At 39.7% G+C, this 16,774-nt stretch carries 19 protein-coding genes and 1 pseudogene; 16 read left to right on the top strand and 4 right to left on the bottom strand.

All coding sequences use genetic code 11. The features are described 5' to 3' along the window. Nucleotides 1-209: 209 nt before the first annotated feature. The 12 genes from LIT25_27930 to LIT25_27875 all read left to right on the top strand — a co-directional run bounded on the left by LIT25_27930 (nt 210) and on the right by LIT25_27875 (nt 10,276). Complete coding sequence (locus LIT25_27930) at nt 210-1,688, top strand: 4-hydroxyphenylacetate 3-hydroxylase (GenBank protein USK36581.1); 1,479 nt, start codon at nt 210-212, stop codon at nt 1,686-1,688. 65 nt (nt 1,689-1,753) lie between these two features. Next, complete coding sequence (locus LIT25_27925; protein ID USK36580.1) at nt 1,754-2,290, top strand: FAD synthetase family protein; 537 nt, start codon at nt 1,754-1,756, stop codon at nt 2,288-2,290. Nucleotides 2,291-2,325: 35 nt separating this feature from the next. After that, entirely contained in the window at nt 2,326-2,889 is a 564-nt protein-coding gene (locus LIT25_27920) for an NAD(P)H-dependent oxidoreductase (protein USK36579.1), read from the top strand. A 29-nt stretch (nt 2,890-2,918) separates the two neighbouring features. Beyond that, entirely contained in the window at nt 2,919-3,161 is a 243-nt protein-coding gene (locus LIT25_27915; protein ID USK36578.1) for a 2-hydroxymuconate tautomerase family protein, read from the top strand. Between the two features lie 15 nt (nt 3,162-3,176). Beyond that, nucleotides 3,177-3,716 carry a 3-hydroxyanthranilate 3,4-dioxygenase gene (locus LIT25_27910; protein USK36577.1) on the top strand — a complete coding sequence of 180 codons (540 nt, stop codon included), beginning with the start codon at nt 3,177-3,179 and terminating at the stop codon, nt 3,714-3,716. Beyond that, entirely contained in the window at nt 3,701-4,714 is a 1,014-nt protein-coding gene (locus tag LIT25_27905; GenBank protein ID USK36576.1) for an amidohydrolase, read from the top strand. The genes LIT25_27910 and LIT25_27905 overlap by 16 nt, the downstream gene beginning before the upstream one ends. Before the next feature lie 16 nt (nt 4,715-4,730). Next, complete coding sequence (locus tag LIT25_27900; GenBank protein ID USK36575.1) at nt 4,731-5,219, top strand: RidA family protein; 489 nt, start codon at nt 4,731-4,733, stop codon at nt 5,217-5,219. Then, entirely contained in the window at nt 5,203-6,669 is a 1,467-nt protein-coding gene (locus LIT25_27895; GenBank protein USK36574.1) for an aldehyde dehydrogenase, read from the top strand. The genes LIT25_27900 and LIT25_27895 overlap by 17 nt, the downstream gene beginning before the upstream one ends. 77 nt (nt 6,670-6,746) lie before the next feature. Beyond that, entirely contained in the window at nt 6,747-7,520 is a 774-nt protein-coding gene (locus LIT25_27890; GenBank protein ID USK36792.1) for a fumarylacetoacetate hydrolase family protein, read from the top strand. A gap of 13 nt (nt 7,521-7,533) precedes the next feature. Then, nucleotides 7,534-8,433 (top strand): acetaldehyde dehydrogenase (acetylating), encoded by a 900-nt coding sequence (locus tag LIT25_27885; protein USK36573.1) that lies wholly within the window; start codon nt 7,534-7,536, stop codon nt 8,431-8,433. A 23-nt stretch (nt 8,434-8,456) separates the two neighbouring features. Beyond that, complete coding sequence (gene dmpG, locus LIT25_27880) at nt 8,457-9,485, top strand: 4-hydroxy-2-oxovalerate aldolase (GenBank protein USK36572.1); 1,029 nt, start codon at nt 8,457-8,459, stop codon at nt 9,483-9,485. Nucleotides 9,486-9,487: 2 nt separating this feature from the next. Then, nucleotides 9,488-10,276 (top strand): fumarylacetoacetate hydrolase family protein, encoded by a 789-nt coding sequence (locus LIT25_27875; protein USK36571.1) that lies wholly within the window; start codon nt 9,488-9,490, stop codon nt 10,274-10,276. Nucleotides 10,277-10,589: 313 nt separating this feature from the next. Here LIT25_27875 and LIT25_27870 read toward each other — a convergent pair whose 3' ends face one another. After that, on the bottom strand, nt 10,590-11,204 hold the full coding sequence (locus LIT25_27870) for a TetR/AcrR family transcriptional regulator (GenBank protein USK36570.1): 615 nt from the start codon (nt 11,202-11,204) through the stop codon (nt 10,590-10,592). 224 nt (nt 11,205-11,428) lie between these two features. On the opposite strand from LIT25_27870, the gene LIT25_27865 reads away from it, so the two are divergent. From LIT25_27865 to LIT25_27855, 3 genes and pseudogenes are all read left to right on the top strand, one after another. Continuing rightward, on the top strand, nt 11,429-11,623 hold the full coding sequence (locus LIT25_27865; protein ID USK36569.1) for a hypothetical protein: 195 nt from the start codon (nt 11,429-11,431) through the stop codon (nt 11,621-11,623). A 106-nt stretch (nt 11,624-11,729) separates the two neighbouring features. After that, nucleotides 11,730-12,056, top strand: coding sequence for a hypothetical protein (locus tag LIT25_27860; GenBank protein ID USK36568.1), 327 nt, complete (start codon nt 11,730-11,732; stop codon nt 12,054-12,056). A 474-nt stretch (nt 12,057-12,530) separates the two neighbouring features. Continuing rightward, nucleotides 12,531-12,671: pseudogene (locus LIT25_27855) on the top strand (ATP-dependent DNA ligase). Nucleotides 12,672-13,066: 395 nt separating this feature from the next. On the opposite strand, the gene LIT25_27850 reads toward LIT25_27855, so the two are convergent. Genes LIT25_27850 through LIT25_27840 form a run of 3 tightly spaced genes read right to left on the bottom strand, consistent with a single transcriptional unit; the run spans nt 13,067 to nt 14,831 of the window. Then, entirely contained in the window at nt 13,067-13,360 is a 294-nt protein-coding gene (locus LIT25_27850) for an antibiotic biosynthesis monooxygenase (GenBank protein ID USK36567.1), read from the bottom strand. Between the two features lie 23 nt (nt 13,361-13,383). Continuing rightward, the gene (locus LIT25_27845) at nt 13,384-14,223 is read right to left on the bottom strand and encodes an IclR family transcriptional regulator (protein ID USK36566.1); all 840 of its coding nucleotides are present in this window, start codon (nt 14,221-14,223) and stop codon (nt 13,384-13,386) included. A gap of 47 nt (nt 14,224-14,270) precedes the next feature. Then, nucleotides 14,271-14,831: a formaldehyde-activating enzyme gene (locus tag LIT25_27840; GenBank protein ID USK36565.1), complete on the bottom strand. Its 561-nt coding sequence runs from the start codon at nt 14,829-14,831 to the stop codon at nt 14,271-14,273. Between the two features lie 443 nt (nt 14,832-15,274). Between LIT25_27840 and LIT25_27835 the strand changes: the two genes are divergently transcribed. Further along, complete coding sequence (locus LIT25_27835) at nt 15,275-16,726, top strand: NAD-dependent succinate-semialdehyde dehydrogenase (GenBank protein USK36564.1); 1,452 nt, start codon at nt 15,275-15,277, stop codon at nt 16,724-16,726. Nucleotides 16,727-16,774 lie beyond the last annotated feature (48 nt).

Below are 16,774 nucleotides of genomic sequence, written 5' to 3'. Positions count from 1 at the left end.
TGAAACCATCAACAAAAGAGGCGTGTCTCTCTAAATTGGATTTATATCAAATTAGATGAGGCACTTTTATTTTTAAGCTGATTTAAAATACTAAGCACAAAAATCATTTTTTTGAAACTTTAATTTCTTTGAAGAAATGTTAATCAGATTACAATTATTCTGAAAATTCAGTTCTATAATACGATTATGAATATAAAAGGAGGCGTATTATGGGTACACGTACAGGTGCGCAATATATTGATGGATTAAAATCTCGAAAGCCAGAGGTTTGGCTATCTGGAAGAAGAGTCGAGAATGTTTTTGAAGAAGCCGTTTTTCAACAGCCTATTCTCCAAATTGCAAAACTATATGATATGCAGCATGACCCTGAGTATCAAGAAAAAATCACTCATATTTGTGAAGAAACAGGAGAAAGAGTGTCCAATGCTTTCTTAGTTCCAAAAAAATATGAGGATTTAGCTGCACGCAGGAGAGTTTTTGAAGAGTTTGCAAGATCTACTTTTGGATTAATGGGAAGGACTCCAGACTTCCTAAATGTCGTTGTGACATCAATGGCCTCAAACTCCGAATTCCTAGATAAATACAATCTGGAATGGGGCAATAATATTAGAGAGTACTATAAATACATACGAGATAATGACATTTTCTTAACGCATGCCATTATCAATCCACAGAATGACCGAAGCAAGGCTTCCCACGAACAACAAGATATGTTTACCCATTTAGGAACAGTCAAAGAAAGCCCAGATGGATTAGTTGTAAGAGGGGCAAAAATGCTTGCAACGCTTGCGCCAATCACCGATGAAGTCATTGTCTATTCATACCCAGGTTTTAAGCCTGGTGATGAGCGTTATGCACTTGCATTTGCACTTCCGCTTGATACTCCAGGATTGAGAATTTTATGCCGCGAGCCTATGCAAGATGGCAAACGTTCAGTGTATGATCATCCACTAGCTTCAAGATTCGAAGAGATGGATGCTGTGCTGGTGTTTAATGACGTGTTAGTACCATGGGACCGCGTATTCCTTTATAACAATGTAGAAGCTGCTAATTTGCTTTATCCAAAGACAGGTATCGCACAGCAACCGGCGCATCAATCTGGTGTGAGAGGGCTTGTGAAGCTGCAATTTGCTACTGAAGTGGCATGTAAATTGGCTGATTCCATCGGAGTTGACGTATTCCTAAACGTTCAAAATGACTTGGGTGAATTGATCCAATCTGTTGAATCCATCAGGGCATTATTGAAGGTTTCAGAGTATGAGCATGAAGTCACAGCAACAGGCGAAGTAATGCCAGAATGGAAAGCGCTAGAAACAATCCGGGGCTTACTTCCAAAAATGTATCCTCGTGCAATTGAGGTCATGCAGATTATAGGAGCTGGAGGACTGTTAATGTCCCCAACGGATGCAGACTTTAAAAATCCGGAATTAAAAGGCGATTTAGACCGATTCTATGTAGGGCGTGAAGGTGTTTCAGCAGAAGACCGAGTCCATTTATTTAAATTAGCCTGGGATCTATGCGGAGAGGCATTTGGACAAAGGCTTCTTCAATACGAACGCTATTATACAGGCGATCCAATTCGCAAACGGGCTATTTTTTACAACAGCTGCAAGAGGCAGAGTTCGTTCGATATGGTAGATGAAGCCTTAAAAGTATTTGATGTAAAGGAAGAGGTAGCTAACAAATAAGACGACTTTCTTGATAAAAATGTGGAAGCAATTTGATTTTGCTCATCCTAAAGGAGGTGTTGAAAATGCAAACAATAAGAGAAGGTGCTCTTGAACTACGAGGATCTGTTATCGCCATCGGCGCTTTTGACGGAGTTCATAAAGGTCATCAATCTGTAATTAGGGAAGCTGTTGAAAAGGGAGAAGCCCTAAGGATTCCAAGCGTTGTTTATACATTTGATCCCCCTCCTCGCCATTTTTTTCAAGGAGCCGTGGTTTTAACGCCAATAGAAGAGAAACTGAAGAGAATTGAAAAACTGGGCATAAACTACGCCGTTGTTGCAAGCTTTGATGAATGGTATTCTACTCGGCTTCCTCTCGAATTTATTTATGAATTAAATAAACTTAAACCGATGGAGATCTACGTTGGTTCAAATTTTAGGTTTGGGAAAAATAGAGAAGGCGATGTAACCCTATTAGAAAATCATTTTCCAGTCAATGTTACATCTCCAGTTTATTGTAATAGCGGAAAGCTGATTTCATCAACGAGGATACGCAAGCTCATTTCAGATGGTGATTATAAGGAATCCTGCTCTCTTTTGGGTTGGACCGCTGGTATTTAAGTAAGAGGCAACAAGCTATTAGGGGAGGTTTTTATATGAAACTATTAGGTATATCGGGCACGATTATCGGAGCAAAAACAAGTATTGTGGTCCAAAAGGTTCTCGACGAAGTGAAGGCATCCAATCAGGACCATGAAGTCGAATTGCTGGATTTAAGGGATTACGACATACAGTTCTGTGATGGCAGGAATCCTGCAAACTACAATGACGACACAAGGAAAGTGATAGAGAAGGTAGCTTCCGCTGATTTTTATGTGATCGGCACCCCGATTTTCCAGGGATCAATCACAGGGCCGCTGAAAAATTTGTTTGATTTAATCAATCCACAGGATTTCCGCAATAAAGTAATGGGATTTGTAGCTACAGGTGGGACTTATCAGCACTATCTTGTTATAGAAAATCAGCTGAAGCCGATTGCTGGTTACTTCCGTGCTTTTGTTGCGCCAGGTTATGTGTATGCCCATAACGACCATTTCAGCAAAGAAAATGAAATTGTCGATTCGGAAGTGTTAAATAGAATTACTTCTTTGGCAAAGGAAGTTACCTTTATGCAAAAGGCTTTTAAAAAATATGAAGGCAAGGTTCCAGAAGCACTTTAGTTATTTGAACGCCTGCTGGTAAAGACGGGGTGTCAATCATACATTTATCGTTTAAAGGGAGCGGAACCATGCCCATTGTTGAAATCAAAATACTAGAAGGCAGAAGCTCAGAAATAAAAAGGAAGCTAGTGAAGGATGTCACAGGGGCCGTTGCTCAAAACCTTGACGTCCCTATTGAAAAAATTCGCATCCTGTTATATGAAATATCTGCTGAAAATTGGAATGTTGGGGGAAACCCAATAATTCCTTCTGTAGAAGGTACCCAAATCTGAGAGGAGAAGATGAAAATGACAAACTCGCTTAAACCATTAAACCTATGGGGATTTATAGAGGAAAATAAAGCTCTGCTTAAGCCGCCAGTAAATAATAAAGTAGTTTGGAAGGATTCAGAGCTCATGTTTATGGTTCTCGGAGGTCCAAACAAACGCCGTGATTTTCACGTTGATCCATCTGAAGAGATTTTTTACCAATTAAAAGGGGATTGCTACGTAGAAATTATTAATGCAGAGGGAAAGCGGGAAGTTATCACTGTTAAAGAAGGAGAAGTGTTCCTACTTCCAGCAAACGTGCCTCATTCACCACACAGGGTTACTGATACGATTGGTATCGTAATTGAACGTGATCGTGCTGAAGGTGAGCTAGAGGACTTTGTATGGTTCTGCGATAGCTGTGATAAAGAAATGCACCGTGTAACAGTTCAATTAACGAATATTGAGGTACAGGTGAAAGAGGCTATAAACGGATTTAATAGCAATTTAGAGCTTCGTTCATGTAAGAACTGCGGGCACATCATGCCTCCTGAAGCGAGTGAATGGCAATGCGAGTAGATTTCCATACACATATTATCCCTGCAAACTTCCCAGACTTCGCAAGCAAGTATCAAAATGATAGATGGCCGGTGCTGCAGCCAACTTGCTCTTGTGGAGCAAATATTATGGTCGGCGGGAAGGTTTTCCGTGAAGTGACTGATCAAGTTTGGAGTCCTGAAAAGCGTATCCATGACATGGAATTAGAAAATGTAGATATCCAGGTATTGTCTCCAATTCCTGTTACCTTTTCATACTGGGCGCCTTCTGAGGCTGCCGAAGCAATGGCTAGACTCCAAAATGACTATATCGCTGAGACTGTTGCAAAGTATCCAACTAAATTTGTTGGAATAGGCACAGTTCCACTTCAAAATGTAGAAGCTGCTATCCGAGAAATGGACCGCTGCGTTCATGAGCTTGGCCTAAAAGGGATTGAGATTGGTACAAACGTTAATAGTAAAAATTTAGACGATGAATCACTTGTTGAATTTTTTGAGATGTGTGAGAAATGGGATGTCCCAATATTCGTCCATCCATGGGAGACGTTAGGCAGGGAGAGGATGCCCGCTCATAATTTAATGTATACGGTTGGTATGCCAAGTGAGACGGCTTTAGCTGCTGCAAGCCTCATTCTTGGAGGGGTAATGGCGAAATTTCCCAAGCTGAAAATTTGCTTTTCCCATGGCGGAGGATCATTGCCATATATCCTACCCCGACTCGACCATGGATGGAAGGTATGGCCTCACTTAAGACAAATTGAAAACCCGCCTAGTCATTATGCGAAAAGCTTTTACTATGATTCTATTGTAAATGATCCAGTGAACGTTAAATTCTTGGTTGAAAAATTTGGTCATGAGCAGGTTATCATGGGATCGGATTATCCATTCCTGCTTAGGGAAACCCCGCCCGGTAAAATCATAGACGATACACTCACTTTAACAGAAGGACAGAAACGGGCTATGCTGGGGGAAAACGCTCTTCGATTCTTAAATATTCCAGTAAATCTATTAATCAAATAATAAAGGAGAGTGTCACATGGTGGACTATGAGATTAAACCTGAGAAGAGATTAGAGGACCTTGGATTAAAGCTTCCGGCACTTCGCCCGGCAGCTGGAAATTATATAAGCTGTGTGCGCACAGGAAATTTGATCTTTACTTCAGGCCAGGGTACAGATGAATACCGTGGTAAGCTTGGAGATGACATATCAGTAGAAGTAGGGTATGACGCGGCAAGGCAATGCATGCTCAACCTCTTAGCCGTAGTAAAAAATGAGATTGGCGAGCTCAGCAAAGTGAAACGGATTGTTAAGATCCTTGGTTTTGTTAACTCTACACCAGAATTTACAGACCAGCCTAAAGTGATGAATGGATCCTCTGACTTGCTTGTTCAAGTATTTGGGGAAAGAGGGAAGCATGGGAGATCTGCGGTAGGTATGGCCCAGCTACCAAACAATAATGCTGTCGAAGTAGAGATGATTTTAGAGATTGAGGATTTGGAGGGACCATATGAGCCAGGCTCTTGAGAAACAAATAGCCATAAAAGATGCGAAGCTCTTTATTAACGGTGAATATGTAAACGCGATTTCCGGTGAGACGTTTGACACTTTTAATCCTTCAACCAACCAAAGGCTAGCTACGGTAGCAAGCGCAAATGAGCAGGACGTCGAAATGGCTGTCCAGGTAGCACAAGGTACATTTGAAAGTGGCATTTGGAGCAAAATGCCTGTTGAAGAGAGATCAAAGATTCTTTGCAGAATGTCAGATCTGGTTATGGAACGTGTTGATGAGCTGGCCTTGATCGAAACAGTTGATGTAGGAAAGCCAATTAAAGAAAGCCGTGACTTTGATATCCCCCGGGCGGCAGCTAATTTAAGATTCTTCGCGGAAATGGCGAAATATATAAACCATGAGCATTATGATCAATCCAAGCATATGAGCTATTCAAAATATGCGCCTGCAGGAGTGACGAGCTTAATCATTCCATGGAATTTGCCATTCATGCAAATGACATGGAAAGTTTCAGCAGCATTAGCAGCTGGCAATACGGTGATTGTAAAGCCAGCATCCTATACGCCGCTTAGTGCAGTGATGCTAGGTGAAATTGCCAACGAAGCAGGACTTCCACCGGGTGCCCTAAATATCCTGACAGGTCCTGGCGGGACGGTAGGAACTGCCATGACGACACATCCATATGTACGAAGGATTTCTTTCGTAGGAGAATCGGAAACTGGTAAAACCGTTATGAAAAATGCGGCAGCAAATTTAATTCCTGTATCACTAGAATTAGGCGGAAAGTCAGCCAATATCATATTTGAAGATGCAGATTTGGATGAAGCGGTAGCAGGTTCCATTGAAGCGATTTTTAGAAATCAAGGGGAAATTTGCTTAGCAGGCTCACGATTATTAGTACAGGAATCCGTTTATGATAAATTCATTGAAAAATTCGTGGATGCAGTGAAGAAAATTAAGGTTGGAGACCCATTAGATGAAAGTACAGATATGGGTGCTCTAATTTCTAAGAAGCACTTAGAAACAGTTGAGAATTATGTGCAAATTGGAATTTCGGAAGGTGCTAAAATCGCCGTTGGAGGCAAACGAGTGGAAGGCTTGTCCCAAGGCAATTTCTATGAGCCGACAGTGCTTTTTGATGTTAATAATAAAATGAGGGTAGCACAAGAAGAAATTTTCGGACCTGTATTGGCTGTAATTCCTTTTAAAACGGAAGAACAAGCTATTCAAATCGCCAATGATTCGATTTATGGATTGGCTGGAGTTGTCTGGACCAATGACCTTCGCCGTGGACACCGAGTAGCTGCCCAGGTGAATTCGGGCTTATTCTGGATCAATTGCTGGTACTATCGTGACTTAAGGACCCCATTCGGAGGTTCTAAAGCGAGTGGTATCGGTCGAGAGGGCGGACGGCATAGCTTTGAATTCTACACAGAAGCAAAGACAATCACCATGAAATTATAGTTTAGTAAATGAAAAGGTGGCTTAAGGGCCACTTTTTATGTATGAATTCAGGAGTGGAAGGAGCAAGACTGATGAATATGTTATTACGATCGGTTGTATATGATTTAATAGAAGCAGAAAAAAGCCAAAAAGCTATTGCCCCTCTAACACAGCAATATTCAGCTTTAAATGTGGAAGATGCCTATCAAATCCAGCTTGAAGTAATAGAAAAGAAAATAAACGACGGGCATAAAGTGATCGGAAAAAAGGTAGGGCTCACAAGCGTAGCCATGCAGCAGATGCTTGGCGTCGATGAACCAGATTATGGTCACCTTTTAGATAATATGAAAGTAAACGATGGCCAAACAGTAAAAATAAGCGAACTTATTAGTCCGAAGGTTGAGGCGGAAATAGGCTTTATTCTCGATCGAGACTTAGTTGGACCAAACGTGAACTATATCGATGTATTAATGGCAACTAAATATGTGGTGCCTGCGATTGAGATTATTGACAGCAGAATAGCTGATTGGAAAATCAAACTTGTAGATACGGTAGCCGACAACGGGTCATCCGCTAAGGTGGTTGTAGGTGAAAAGTTAAGCCAGATTGAAGGATTGGATTTGCGTTCAATTGGAATGTCTCTTTATAAAAATGAAGAGCTTTTGACAACAGGGACGGGAGCAGCAGCCCTTGGTCATCCTGCACAGGCCGTTGCTTGGTTAGCCAATAAATTGAATGAGTTTGGCATTTCCTTAAAAGCGGGAGAATTGATTCTTCCAGGAGCATTATCCGGTGCAATTGCTGTTAAACAAGGCGACGTGATTTCAGCTCAGTTCGGATATTTAGGCAATGTTTCGGTAACTTTTGAGTAAGGGAGATATTTAAGTGAAAAAAATGAAAGCAGCTATTATTGGCTCCGGAAATATCGGTACTGACCTTATGTATAAGCTTGAAAGAAGCGATGTAATCGATCTTGCTGCCATGATAGGAATCGATCCTGAATCTGATGGACTAAAGCGTGCAAATGAGCGTGGCTATCATGCTATAGCAAATGGAATACAAGGATTGGTGGATTCACCAGATTTGGCCGATATCGTTTTTGATGCGACTTCAGCGAAAACTCACATCAGGCATGCTAAAATCCTAAAGGAAATGGGGAAGCTTGCCATCGATCTTACGCCTGCAGCAAAGGGGCCATTTGTTTGCCCTGCAGTTAATTTAGAAGCTAACTTGAACGTGTCGAATGTGAATATGATTACGTGTGGAGGTCAGGCAACCATTCCAATCGTTCATGCGGTTAACCGCGTTGCAGACGTTACATATGCCGAAATCATTGCTACTATTTCAAGTAAAAGTGCTGGTCCGGGAACACGGGCGAATATTGATGAGTTTACGATTACGACACGTAGGGGGATAGAAGAAGTAGGGGGTGCAGACCGTGGGAAAGCCATTATTATCCTTAATCCCGCAGAGCCACCTGTCTTGATGCGTGACACTGTATTTTGCGAAGTGAAAAACATGGATCAGGAAGCGATACTCGAATCCATTTACGATATGGTAAAAACAGTGAAGCATTATGTGCCGGGCTATCGTCTAAAACAGGATCCATTATTTGAAGAAAATAAGGTGACCGTTTTTCTTGAAGTAGAAGGAGCGGGAGATTACTTTCCAAATTATGCAGGGAATTTAGATATCATGACGGCAGCGGCTGTGAAGGCTGCTGAAGATTTTGCTCTTGTCCATTTAGGGCAGAAGACAGTTGGAATGGGAACTGGTGAAGGATAAATAAGAAGGGAGGACCATTAATCATGAGAATGAAAAGGGATGTACCTATTAAGATAACAGAAGTGTGCTTGCGGGATGGGAGTCATGTCGTTGCACATCAGTATACAGAGAAACAAGTCCGAACGGTTACGCGGGCTCTCGATGATGCAGGAATGCATTATATTGAAGTCAGCCATGGTGATGGATTAGGCGGATCTACCCTCCAATATGGACGTTCGCTTGTTGATGAAATGAAATTAATCGAGGCTGCGGTAGATGAATGTAACCAATCAAAGGTTGCAGTATTGCTGATACCTGGTATCGGAACAGTACATGAACTGAAACAAGCGCATGAGCTAGGTGCAGGCTTGGTAAGGGTTGCAACCCACGTAACAGAAGCAAATGTATCTTCACAGCATATCACCATGGCCAGAGAATTAGGAATGGAGACATTAGGCTTCCTGATGATGGCACACATGGCGCCAATTGAAAAGCTGATAGAACAGGCGAAACTGATGGAAAGTTATGGAGCACAAGCCGTTTATGTCACAGATTCTGCAGGTGCATTTTTGCCCCATGAAGTAAGGGATCGCATCCGTGCACTAAGGGAGTCTTTAGACATTGAAATTGGTTTCCATGCCCACAACAATTTATCACTAGCACTTGCCAATACACTTGCAGCAATTGAAGAGGGGGCAACACGTATAGATGGAAGCGTTCGCTGCCTAGGTGCAGGAGCAGGTAACACACAAACTGAAGTTTTACTTGCTGTTCTAAACAAGATGAACATAGACCTTGGAATCGATATTTATAAGATGATGGACCTTGCTGAGGATATTGTGCAGCCCTTAATTCCACGCTCACAGGAAATCGGCAGAGGCAGCCTCGTAATGGGATATGCAGGCGTTTATTCGAGCTTTCTTCTTCACGCTGAACGCGCAAGTCAAAGGTTTGGAATTGATGCAAGAGATATTTTAATTGAGCTTGGCAAAAGGAAAGCTGTGGGCGGGCAAGAGGATATGATTCTCGAAGTAGCCGCCGAAATAGCAAGACTCAAAAAGGTGGGGGTATAATCATGACATTAATTCAAGGTGCGGACCAAGAAATCGTTGAATACCTTTTATTAGCAGAAAAAGAAAGGCGGGAAGTTGTTAAAATTACCGATAAATTCCCAGAGCTAACCTTTGAACAAGCTTATGAAATCCAAAATAAACTGATTCAAAGAAAAGAGCAAGCGGGGAATCGCAGAATAGGAGTTAAGCTAGGACTGACAAGCAAGGCAAAGCAACAGATGATGGGTGTCCATGAAGCGATTTATGGTTATTTAATGGATGATATGCTGGCACTTGAATGGGAACCAATTCAATATAACAAACTTATCCATCCAAAAGCAGAGCCTGAAATTGCATTCTTGATCAATGAAGATATTCAAGGAACATCCGTAACGGCTAAGGATATTTTAAGAGTTACTAAGTTTGTAGCACCAGCAATCGAAATTATTGATAGCCGTTATCTAAACTTTAAGTTTACGCTAGCAGATGTCATTGCCGATAATTGTTCTTCTGCTAAATTTTTAGTGGGAAGCAAATGGGTATCTCCTAAAGACATTGACCTGAAGGAAATAGGAATGTATATGTCAAAAAATTCGGAAGTAGTCACAAATGGCACCGGCGCTGCTATACTAGGTCATCCTGCTGCTTCTGTTGCTTGGGCGGTTAATAAACTTGGAGAAATTGGCCAAGGCCTAAAAAAAGGTGACATCGTGTTAAGCGGAGCCATTTCGGAAGCCATTAGCTTTCAGCCGGGTGATACCATTATGGCTCAGTTTACAGATCTGGGAAGCGTTTCATTTACCTGTGAATGAGTTTGGCACAAACGTGTCCTCTTAGTCATGAAGAATACCTAGATGGAATAAAGAAAATACAAGCGATAGGCTCCTTTTGCATTATGTGCGAAAGGAGTTATTTTATGTAAAACGTTAGGAAGGGTGTTTTCTTCAATAAGACTTAACAATGACCTTCTGGCGAACGAGTGGCGCTGTTCAATGACAAAAAAAGCTGTATAACATATCAATCAAATACAATATGTTTAACAGCTCCTTTATAATCTTTATATTTTGTTCCGTTCTTATGTTCAATGGATTGACCAAGCAATTTGGTTATTGTTTGAAAACATTCTTATAGATAAAGGCCTGCAGTGTAAATAGACGTAATGGTAGTAGCGATCTCTTTGACAGAACCATGATGTTCATTACGGACAATCTCCCAAAGATACATTTCATTTACGAAAAACCAGCCGCGTGCAACAAGAACATGGTTTAATTCACCTCTTGCAAGTCCGTTTTTCTGGGCATAATCAACGTCTTTAGATATTCGGTTAATAAACTTTTCACGGATTTCTTTCCATTTATCTGAAATAACAGCAGAAACCCCAATAGCCTGTTCAAAGACTTGCATCATATTGCGTTCAGCCTCAGCCATTTTTAAAAAAGCTTCGGCTTGGCTTTTAATAATATGCTCTGCTTCGACTCTCGATTTTGGAAAGAAGGTAGTCTCGGCAATTTCATAAAATTGCTCCATGACGTTCTCCATCAGTACAATCAATAAATCTTCCTTTCCTTCAAAATGTACATAGGCAGTTCCATAGCCGACCTGTGCTTTTTTGATTACTTGGGATATAGTCGCTTTATGAAATCCTTCATCAAGAAATACTTGCTTTGCAGCCTCTAATAACTTTTGACGTGTCAAAATAGAGCGCAAATGACGTTTATCCACCACTTTATCGTTATTCACTCCTATTCCTCCCCTATTAATTACATCCTAGCATATTAGGATTTCTATTACACAGGGTGAAGAGAATGTTAAACTATTTATTTGAATTGTTTGGTATTCAACAAACACAAGCTAATTTTGATAATTTTAAAATTGCTTTTTGGTCAGGTTTAATCTACACATTAATATGAAGTATCTTTGTTGGTTTGTTTTTAATGTGGTTACAGAGAAGGGTATCAAAATGGGTGTCAAAGAAAATGGAAATCTTACAAGAAGAAAATAAAATGTTTAAGAAAAAACGGGAAGAAGAAGAATTTGAATATTCAAATAAACGATATCAATCTTTTAAAGAAGAGTTAAATAACTATTTAGTTTACCAGCTGTTATTATACCTAATAGTCATGGACTTTTTTGGATACCTCGTAACTATAAAAAGATAATTAATGCAGTTCCTCCCTACATTGATTTAGAAAAATTAGAAAAAAACAGGATAATAGATACGTTAAATTCGTGAATATATTCAAAACATTTGAGAATATAACTAAATTGTATAAAGAATTTGAAATGGTCTCTGAGAAGCTTACTTTTGAAGTCGATACTAAGATATCTGAACACAATTATAAAATTCGTAACCTTTCAATAGAAGAATTTGTAAAACTTGAAGAAATGGGAAAAGACGAAACTAAGTATATTTCTGAAGAATCCATTTTTGCACTTATACATGAATTTAATGAACATCCTTCATACAAAATAACTTTGCCTGTTATGAGGATTTATGGAGAATTAAAGGAAGATAAAAATACAAATGACTTAATCACACAATATAAAGATAAAAGAGCAGAATTGTTTTCTTGTACAAACTCTTTAAAGTAGGTAGAAAACCTTTACCTACGTAAAAACGGCCTTCAAGACACGCAAGAAAGCCGAGGCAAGGTTTCCCTCACCCCGGCTTACTTCCGGTGCTTGCCCTTCGGCTTCTTGTGCGTCCGGTGGAAGTTCCGAACCGCGTAAACCGCGCTAATGCAGCTAGCAATCGTTGCGATTGCTTGGAAGATGATCTCCATGTCACCTCCTTTCGTCAGAGACGAATAACAGCATGGCAGAAAGGGGCTAGTCAAGGCACGTTGCCATGCTACGATTAGACGACAAAAGGCAGACAAACAAACAGGACCACCGACAGCTTTTAATTCGATCGAAGATCGAAGCCTAAAGACTTTCCTTTTTGACCTGAAGGTCATAATTGTTGGTTAGATAGAGCTATATTTTTATCAACTTTCCCCTGCAATTCCAATACTCCACTAATTACTATGTTCTATTAAACCATTATAATTTGATGGGGTGGTTTATTTGTATATTTCTCCTATGTTGCTTCATAAATCGAATGAAGCTTTTTCTGATTTAAAGTTTTTAACGGAATTGAAGCTTGATGGCATCAGAATAACCCTTTCTAAATTCGATGGAAAGGTGAAATTATATACACGGCACAATAAAAGCGCTGAAGGGCATCTTCAGCGCTCTTTTATTGATTGAAAACATAGGAAAAAACATAGCTTTCAAGATGCGCGTAAACCACGGCGAAAGTGAAAACACAACTTACAAAAGTCTATTCCTTATTTTCATCTTTTAAGACTTCTTCCCATATTTCATTAATTTTGGTCGTATGAAATTTCCGGGCCTTTTTGGTTGAGCCAATCCGGATATATTCTGTTTTTAGTTCTGAAAGTATTTCCTCGTTGGTCTAACTTTTTGGGTTCACTTCATTATCAAGGGGTTTTTTGCTGTCCGGATTTATGGGTTATGCACGTTTTTATGCAGCGCTGCAAGATCAACGTTTTCAACTTCTGAAGAAGCCGGTAGGCTGCATAAAAAAAAGGGTGTTTATATCACATAATATGATGTCTTTTATATTTTGTAAATGTGTACGGTTCAATAAGCATTTTAGTTACTGCAATACGCCATTTTTTAAAATGCTCTGTTTCGCGGTGGTTTAGTTGATCTTCTAGTGTGTTGTACACTTCGACAAGCAGAAATTCACAAGGATCATCCCGCTTCTCTAAAACGTCAAAGCGGATAACTCCTGCTTCTTGTAAGCTATGTTTTGCATTTTCAGCTGTTGCTTCTTTAAAAGAAGAAAGATACTCCTCCTTTACACGAATTGAAACATGGACAATATGCATAATGTTTCACCTAACTTTACTGATTATTTTTCAAGATTATCAGCAATTTCTTGTGCTGAAGCGCAAATTGTCGGTGCCCCCTCTAAAACTTTTTCTTTCGTAAACCGAAAGCTTGGCCCACTCACACTAAGGAAGGAAACGAGATGATCTTGCTTATCTAAGATCGGCGCTGATATGCCATTTTCATTTTCATCGGTTTCCCCAAAATTTGTCGCAAATCCCTGCTTTCGAATTTGCTCAATTTCTTTATATAACTCTTCACGATCCGTTATCGTTAACGGGGTAAACTGTTCAAGAGGACGCTCTAAGAAAATATCGAGCTCGCTTTTGCTAAGATAGCTTAATAAAAGCTTACCATTTGATGTGCCGTGAAGAGGCATCGTTGTATTTACATAATCGGCAACACGAATGCTTTGATGTGGTGGATTGATTTGATCAATCGTTAAAACACCAAATGATTTTGGAACACTAAGGAGAACAGATTCTTGAATTTTATCAAGTAATCGCTCCAATGCCCCGCGTGCTCTTCTAATAAGCGGAATGTATTGATCCATGCCGCTCATTAGTTTTGCTGACGCATAACCAAGTTGATATCCTCTTGTAAAAGGGTCACGTTCGACAAAATCCTGCGCTTCTAATGTAGCAAGAAGTCGCCATACTGTTGTGCGGTTCATGTTTGTTTGAATGGCAAGATCCGCAGCTAAAACAGGTGTACTGCTGTTAGCCACTAGTTTCAGCAATGTGAGTGCACGATCGACCGCTTGAACAGATGACGTTTCCTGCTTTTTCGGTTGTTTTTGGTTAGTCGGATTATTTACATTTTTCATATCAATAGTATAACGTATTGACTTATTCGTTACCATAATGATCGAACCCTCTACCCTTTATTTTCAATTTAAAAGCAGTAAGGTTATTCACCGCTGTAAAAATTGTTCGTAGCGCTTTCATAAGTATCAAGCAGGTTTTGAACATAATCTTTTTCCTCTGAAGCTGTCATCAGCGCATTTTTAATAGCGTGATAAATCGCATCGCGTGAATTTATTTTAATTTTCGTTTCATCTTCACACTCGGGATCAATCCAGCAGGCAACAAGTAAAGAAATTTCCCCTAACGAGTCTTTATCGAGTAACCCATCTTTTACCGCATCTAAAACGCCTTGACCAATTCCCAGTTGTGCTGCCCCGTAAAAGAAGCGCTCATATTTTTCATCTTCAATTGTAATTTTATTAATAACGATCGTTGACGGCTTAATCACATTTCCAAGTCCCAAGCAGACAAGAAATGGGACATGTCCTTTTGCTGGGCTTGCTAATGTTCTTACCGCTTCTGCATGTGAAGCTGATCCTCTTTTTGCAATGATAACATTTATATGACTGCCGTTTGGCGCCGTACCTCCAAATGCTTCACCAAACTTTCCATCGAAATCTGTTAGTAATTCTTGTCCTTCTTTCGTTTCTTTTAGGATTTGCATTTTGTTCAGCTCCTTTTCATCGATAGTTCGTATAATGAACAATAATTTCATAATGCGAATTATAAGAAAAGTATAAAATTTTTATTGGTGATGTGTCAAATAGAAATTTTATCGTTATATTCAAGTAAATTTCCGGTAAAAAGTTCGAGAAACTAACTCTATGAAAGGGATTTATCGTAATTTGGGTTTAGTAATGACTAATAAATATATATTTATAGAGCATTTGAAAAAGGGATATAAAGAAAAAAATTTTGAAAATTTCTAATTGACATAATTGTAAATTTAAATTTATAATGTGCTCACAAGTTCAAATTAAGAAAAAAATGTTCATAATACGAACTTGATAACACGATGAACTCATCATTTAATTTTTTTTAGTGTTTTTATGAAATGAAAGCGTTGCAATTGATTACAATCTCAAACTGTAATAGGAGGAATTTACGATGACAGACGTACAATTAACGGCAGAAAAGCATTTAAACTTTATTAACGGTGAATGGACAGGTGATCATTTAGTTACATTTGATGTTGTCAATCCTGCGAACGGTGAAGTCATTGCAAAAGTGCCAAACAGCGGAAAAGCTGAAACGGACGAAGCAATCGAAGCAGCAGATCAAGCATTTAAAAGTTGGTCAAAAACAGCCGCTCAAGAGCGCTCAAGCATATTAAGAAAAATTGCGAAGATTATGCATGAAAATAAAGAAGAACTTGCAAATATTATGACGCTTGAAATGGGGAAACCGCTTGCTGAGTCTCTAGGCGAAGTTAATTATGCAGCATCTTTCCTAGAGTGGTATGCAGAAGAAGCAAGACGTGTCTATGGCCGTACTGTTCCTGGTAAAAGTGTTCATAATCGCATTCAAGTGATTAAGCAGCCAGTGGGTGTTGTTGCAGCAATCACGCCGTGGAATTTCCCAGCAGCGATGATTACAAGAAAACTAGGTCCAGCACTTGCAGCAGGCTGCACAATCGTGATTAAACCAGCAGAATCAACTCCATTAACAGCGATGAAATTAATGGAATACTGTGTAGAAGCAGGTGTACCAAACGGCGTTGTGAACTTAGTAACGGGTAACCCTGCGGAAATCGGTGAGGCATTTATGACGAGTTCGAAAGTTCGTAAAGTAACATTTACAGGTTCAACAGCAGTTGGTAAACTTTTAATTCGTCAAAGTGCAGATACTGTGAAAAATGTTTCTCTTGAGCTTGGCGGTCATGCACCATTAATTATTTTTGATGATGCAGATATTGAAAAAGCGGTTCAAGGTGCAATTGCTTCTAAATATCGTAATGCTGGTCAAACATGTATTTGTGTAAACCGTATATACGCACAGTCCAATGTATACGACAAATTTATTGCGGCATATAAAGAAGCAGTAAGTAAGTTAAAAGTAGGAAACGGTTTAGAAAAAGGCATCGACATTGGTCCGATGATTAATAAAGCAGGCTATGAAAAGGTTGAAAAGCATGTACAGGATGCAATTAATAAAGGTGCAGAAGTAGTGATCGGTGGTCAAGGTGAAGTCATTAATGAAAATGCTTGCTTTTATCAACCAACAATTCTAAAAGATGTAACACCTGACATGGTTATTATGAGTGAAGAGACATTTGGACCTGTCGCACCAATTCAAAAGTTTGAAACAGAAGAAGAAGTAATTGAGTTTGCGAACAATACACCGTACGGTCTTGCAGCATACTTCTACACAGAAAGTGTAACGCGAGGAATGAAGATTATGGAATCATTAGACTACGGTATTGTAGGCTGGAATGATGCATTACCATCAACGGCACAAGCACCATTTGGCGGTATGAAAGAAAGCGGTATTGGTCGTGAAGGCGGTATTGAAGGTATTGAGCCGTATTTAGAAACAAAATATGTCTCTCTAGGTCTTTAATTTTCTTGGTTTTGTTAAAGAATGGTGTTAAAAGTGGTAGAAAAAGGC

The sequence above is a fragment of the Bacillus sp. F19 genome (genome assembly GCA_023823795.1).
Lineage (GTDB): Bacteria > Bacillota > Bacilli > Bacillales > Bacillaceae > Bacillus_P.
The sequence above is the reverse complement of the archived record's forward strand: the minus strand, read 5'-3'. Positions and strand labels throughout refer to the sequence as shown.

Excerpts from the sequence above, each read along its gene's own strand:
- LIT25_27930 (USK36581.1), top strand. The coding sequence starts at position 210 with ATGGGTACACGTACAGGTGCGCAATATATTGATGGATTAAAATCTCGA.
- LIT25_27850 (USK36567.1), bottom strand. The coding sequence starts at position 13,360 with ATGCATATTGTCCATGTTTCAATTCGTGTAAAGGAGGAGTATCTTTCT.
- LIT25_27925 (USK36580.1), top strand. The coding sequence starts at position 1,754 with ATGCAAACAATAAGAGAAGGTGCTCTTGAACTACGAGGATCTGTTATC.
- dmpG (USK36572.1), top strand. The coding sequence starts at position 8,457 with ATGAGAATGAAAAGGGATGTACCTATTAAGATAACAGAAGTGTGCTTG.
- LIT25_27905 (USK36576.1), top strand. The coding sequence starts at position 3,701 with ATGGCAATGCGAGTAGATTTCCATACACATATTATCCCTGCAAACTTC.
- LIT25_27895 (USK36574.1), top strand. The coding sequence starts at position 5,203 with ATGAGCCAGGCTCTTGAGAAACAAATAGCCATAAAAGATGCGAAGCTC.
- LIT25_27875 (USK36571.1), top strand. The coding sequence starts at position 9,488 with ATGACATTAATTCAAGGTGCGGACCAAGAAATCGTTGAATACCTTTTA.
- LIT25_27845 (USK36566.1), bottom strand. The coding sequence starts at position 14,223 with ATGGTAACGAATAAGTCAATACGTTATACTATTGATATGAAAAATGTA.
- LIT25_27835 (USK36564.1), top strand. The coding sequence starts at position 15,275 with ATGACAGACGTACAATTAACGGCAGAAAAGCATTTAAACTTTATTAAC.
- LIT25_27890 (USK36792.1), top strand. The coding sequence starts at position 6,747 with ATGTTATTACGATCGGTTGTATATGATTTAATAGAAGCAGAAAAAAGC.
- LIT25_27920 (USK36579.1), top strand. The coding sequence starts at position 2,326 with ATGAAACTATTAGGTATATCGGGCACGATTATCGGAGCAAAAACAAGT.
- LIT25_27900 (USK36575.1), top strand. The coding sequence starts at position 4,731 with ATGGTGGACTATGAGATTAAACCTGAGAAGAGATTAGAGGACCTTGGA.
- LIT25_27910 (USK36577.1), top strand. The coding sequence starts at position 3,177 with ATGACAAACTCGCTTAAACCATTAAACCTATGGGGATTTATAGAGGAA.
- LIT25_27840 (USK36565.1), bottom strand. The coding sequence starts at position 14,831 with ATGCAAATCCTAAAAGAAACGAAAGAAGGACAAGAATTACTAACAGAT.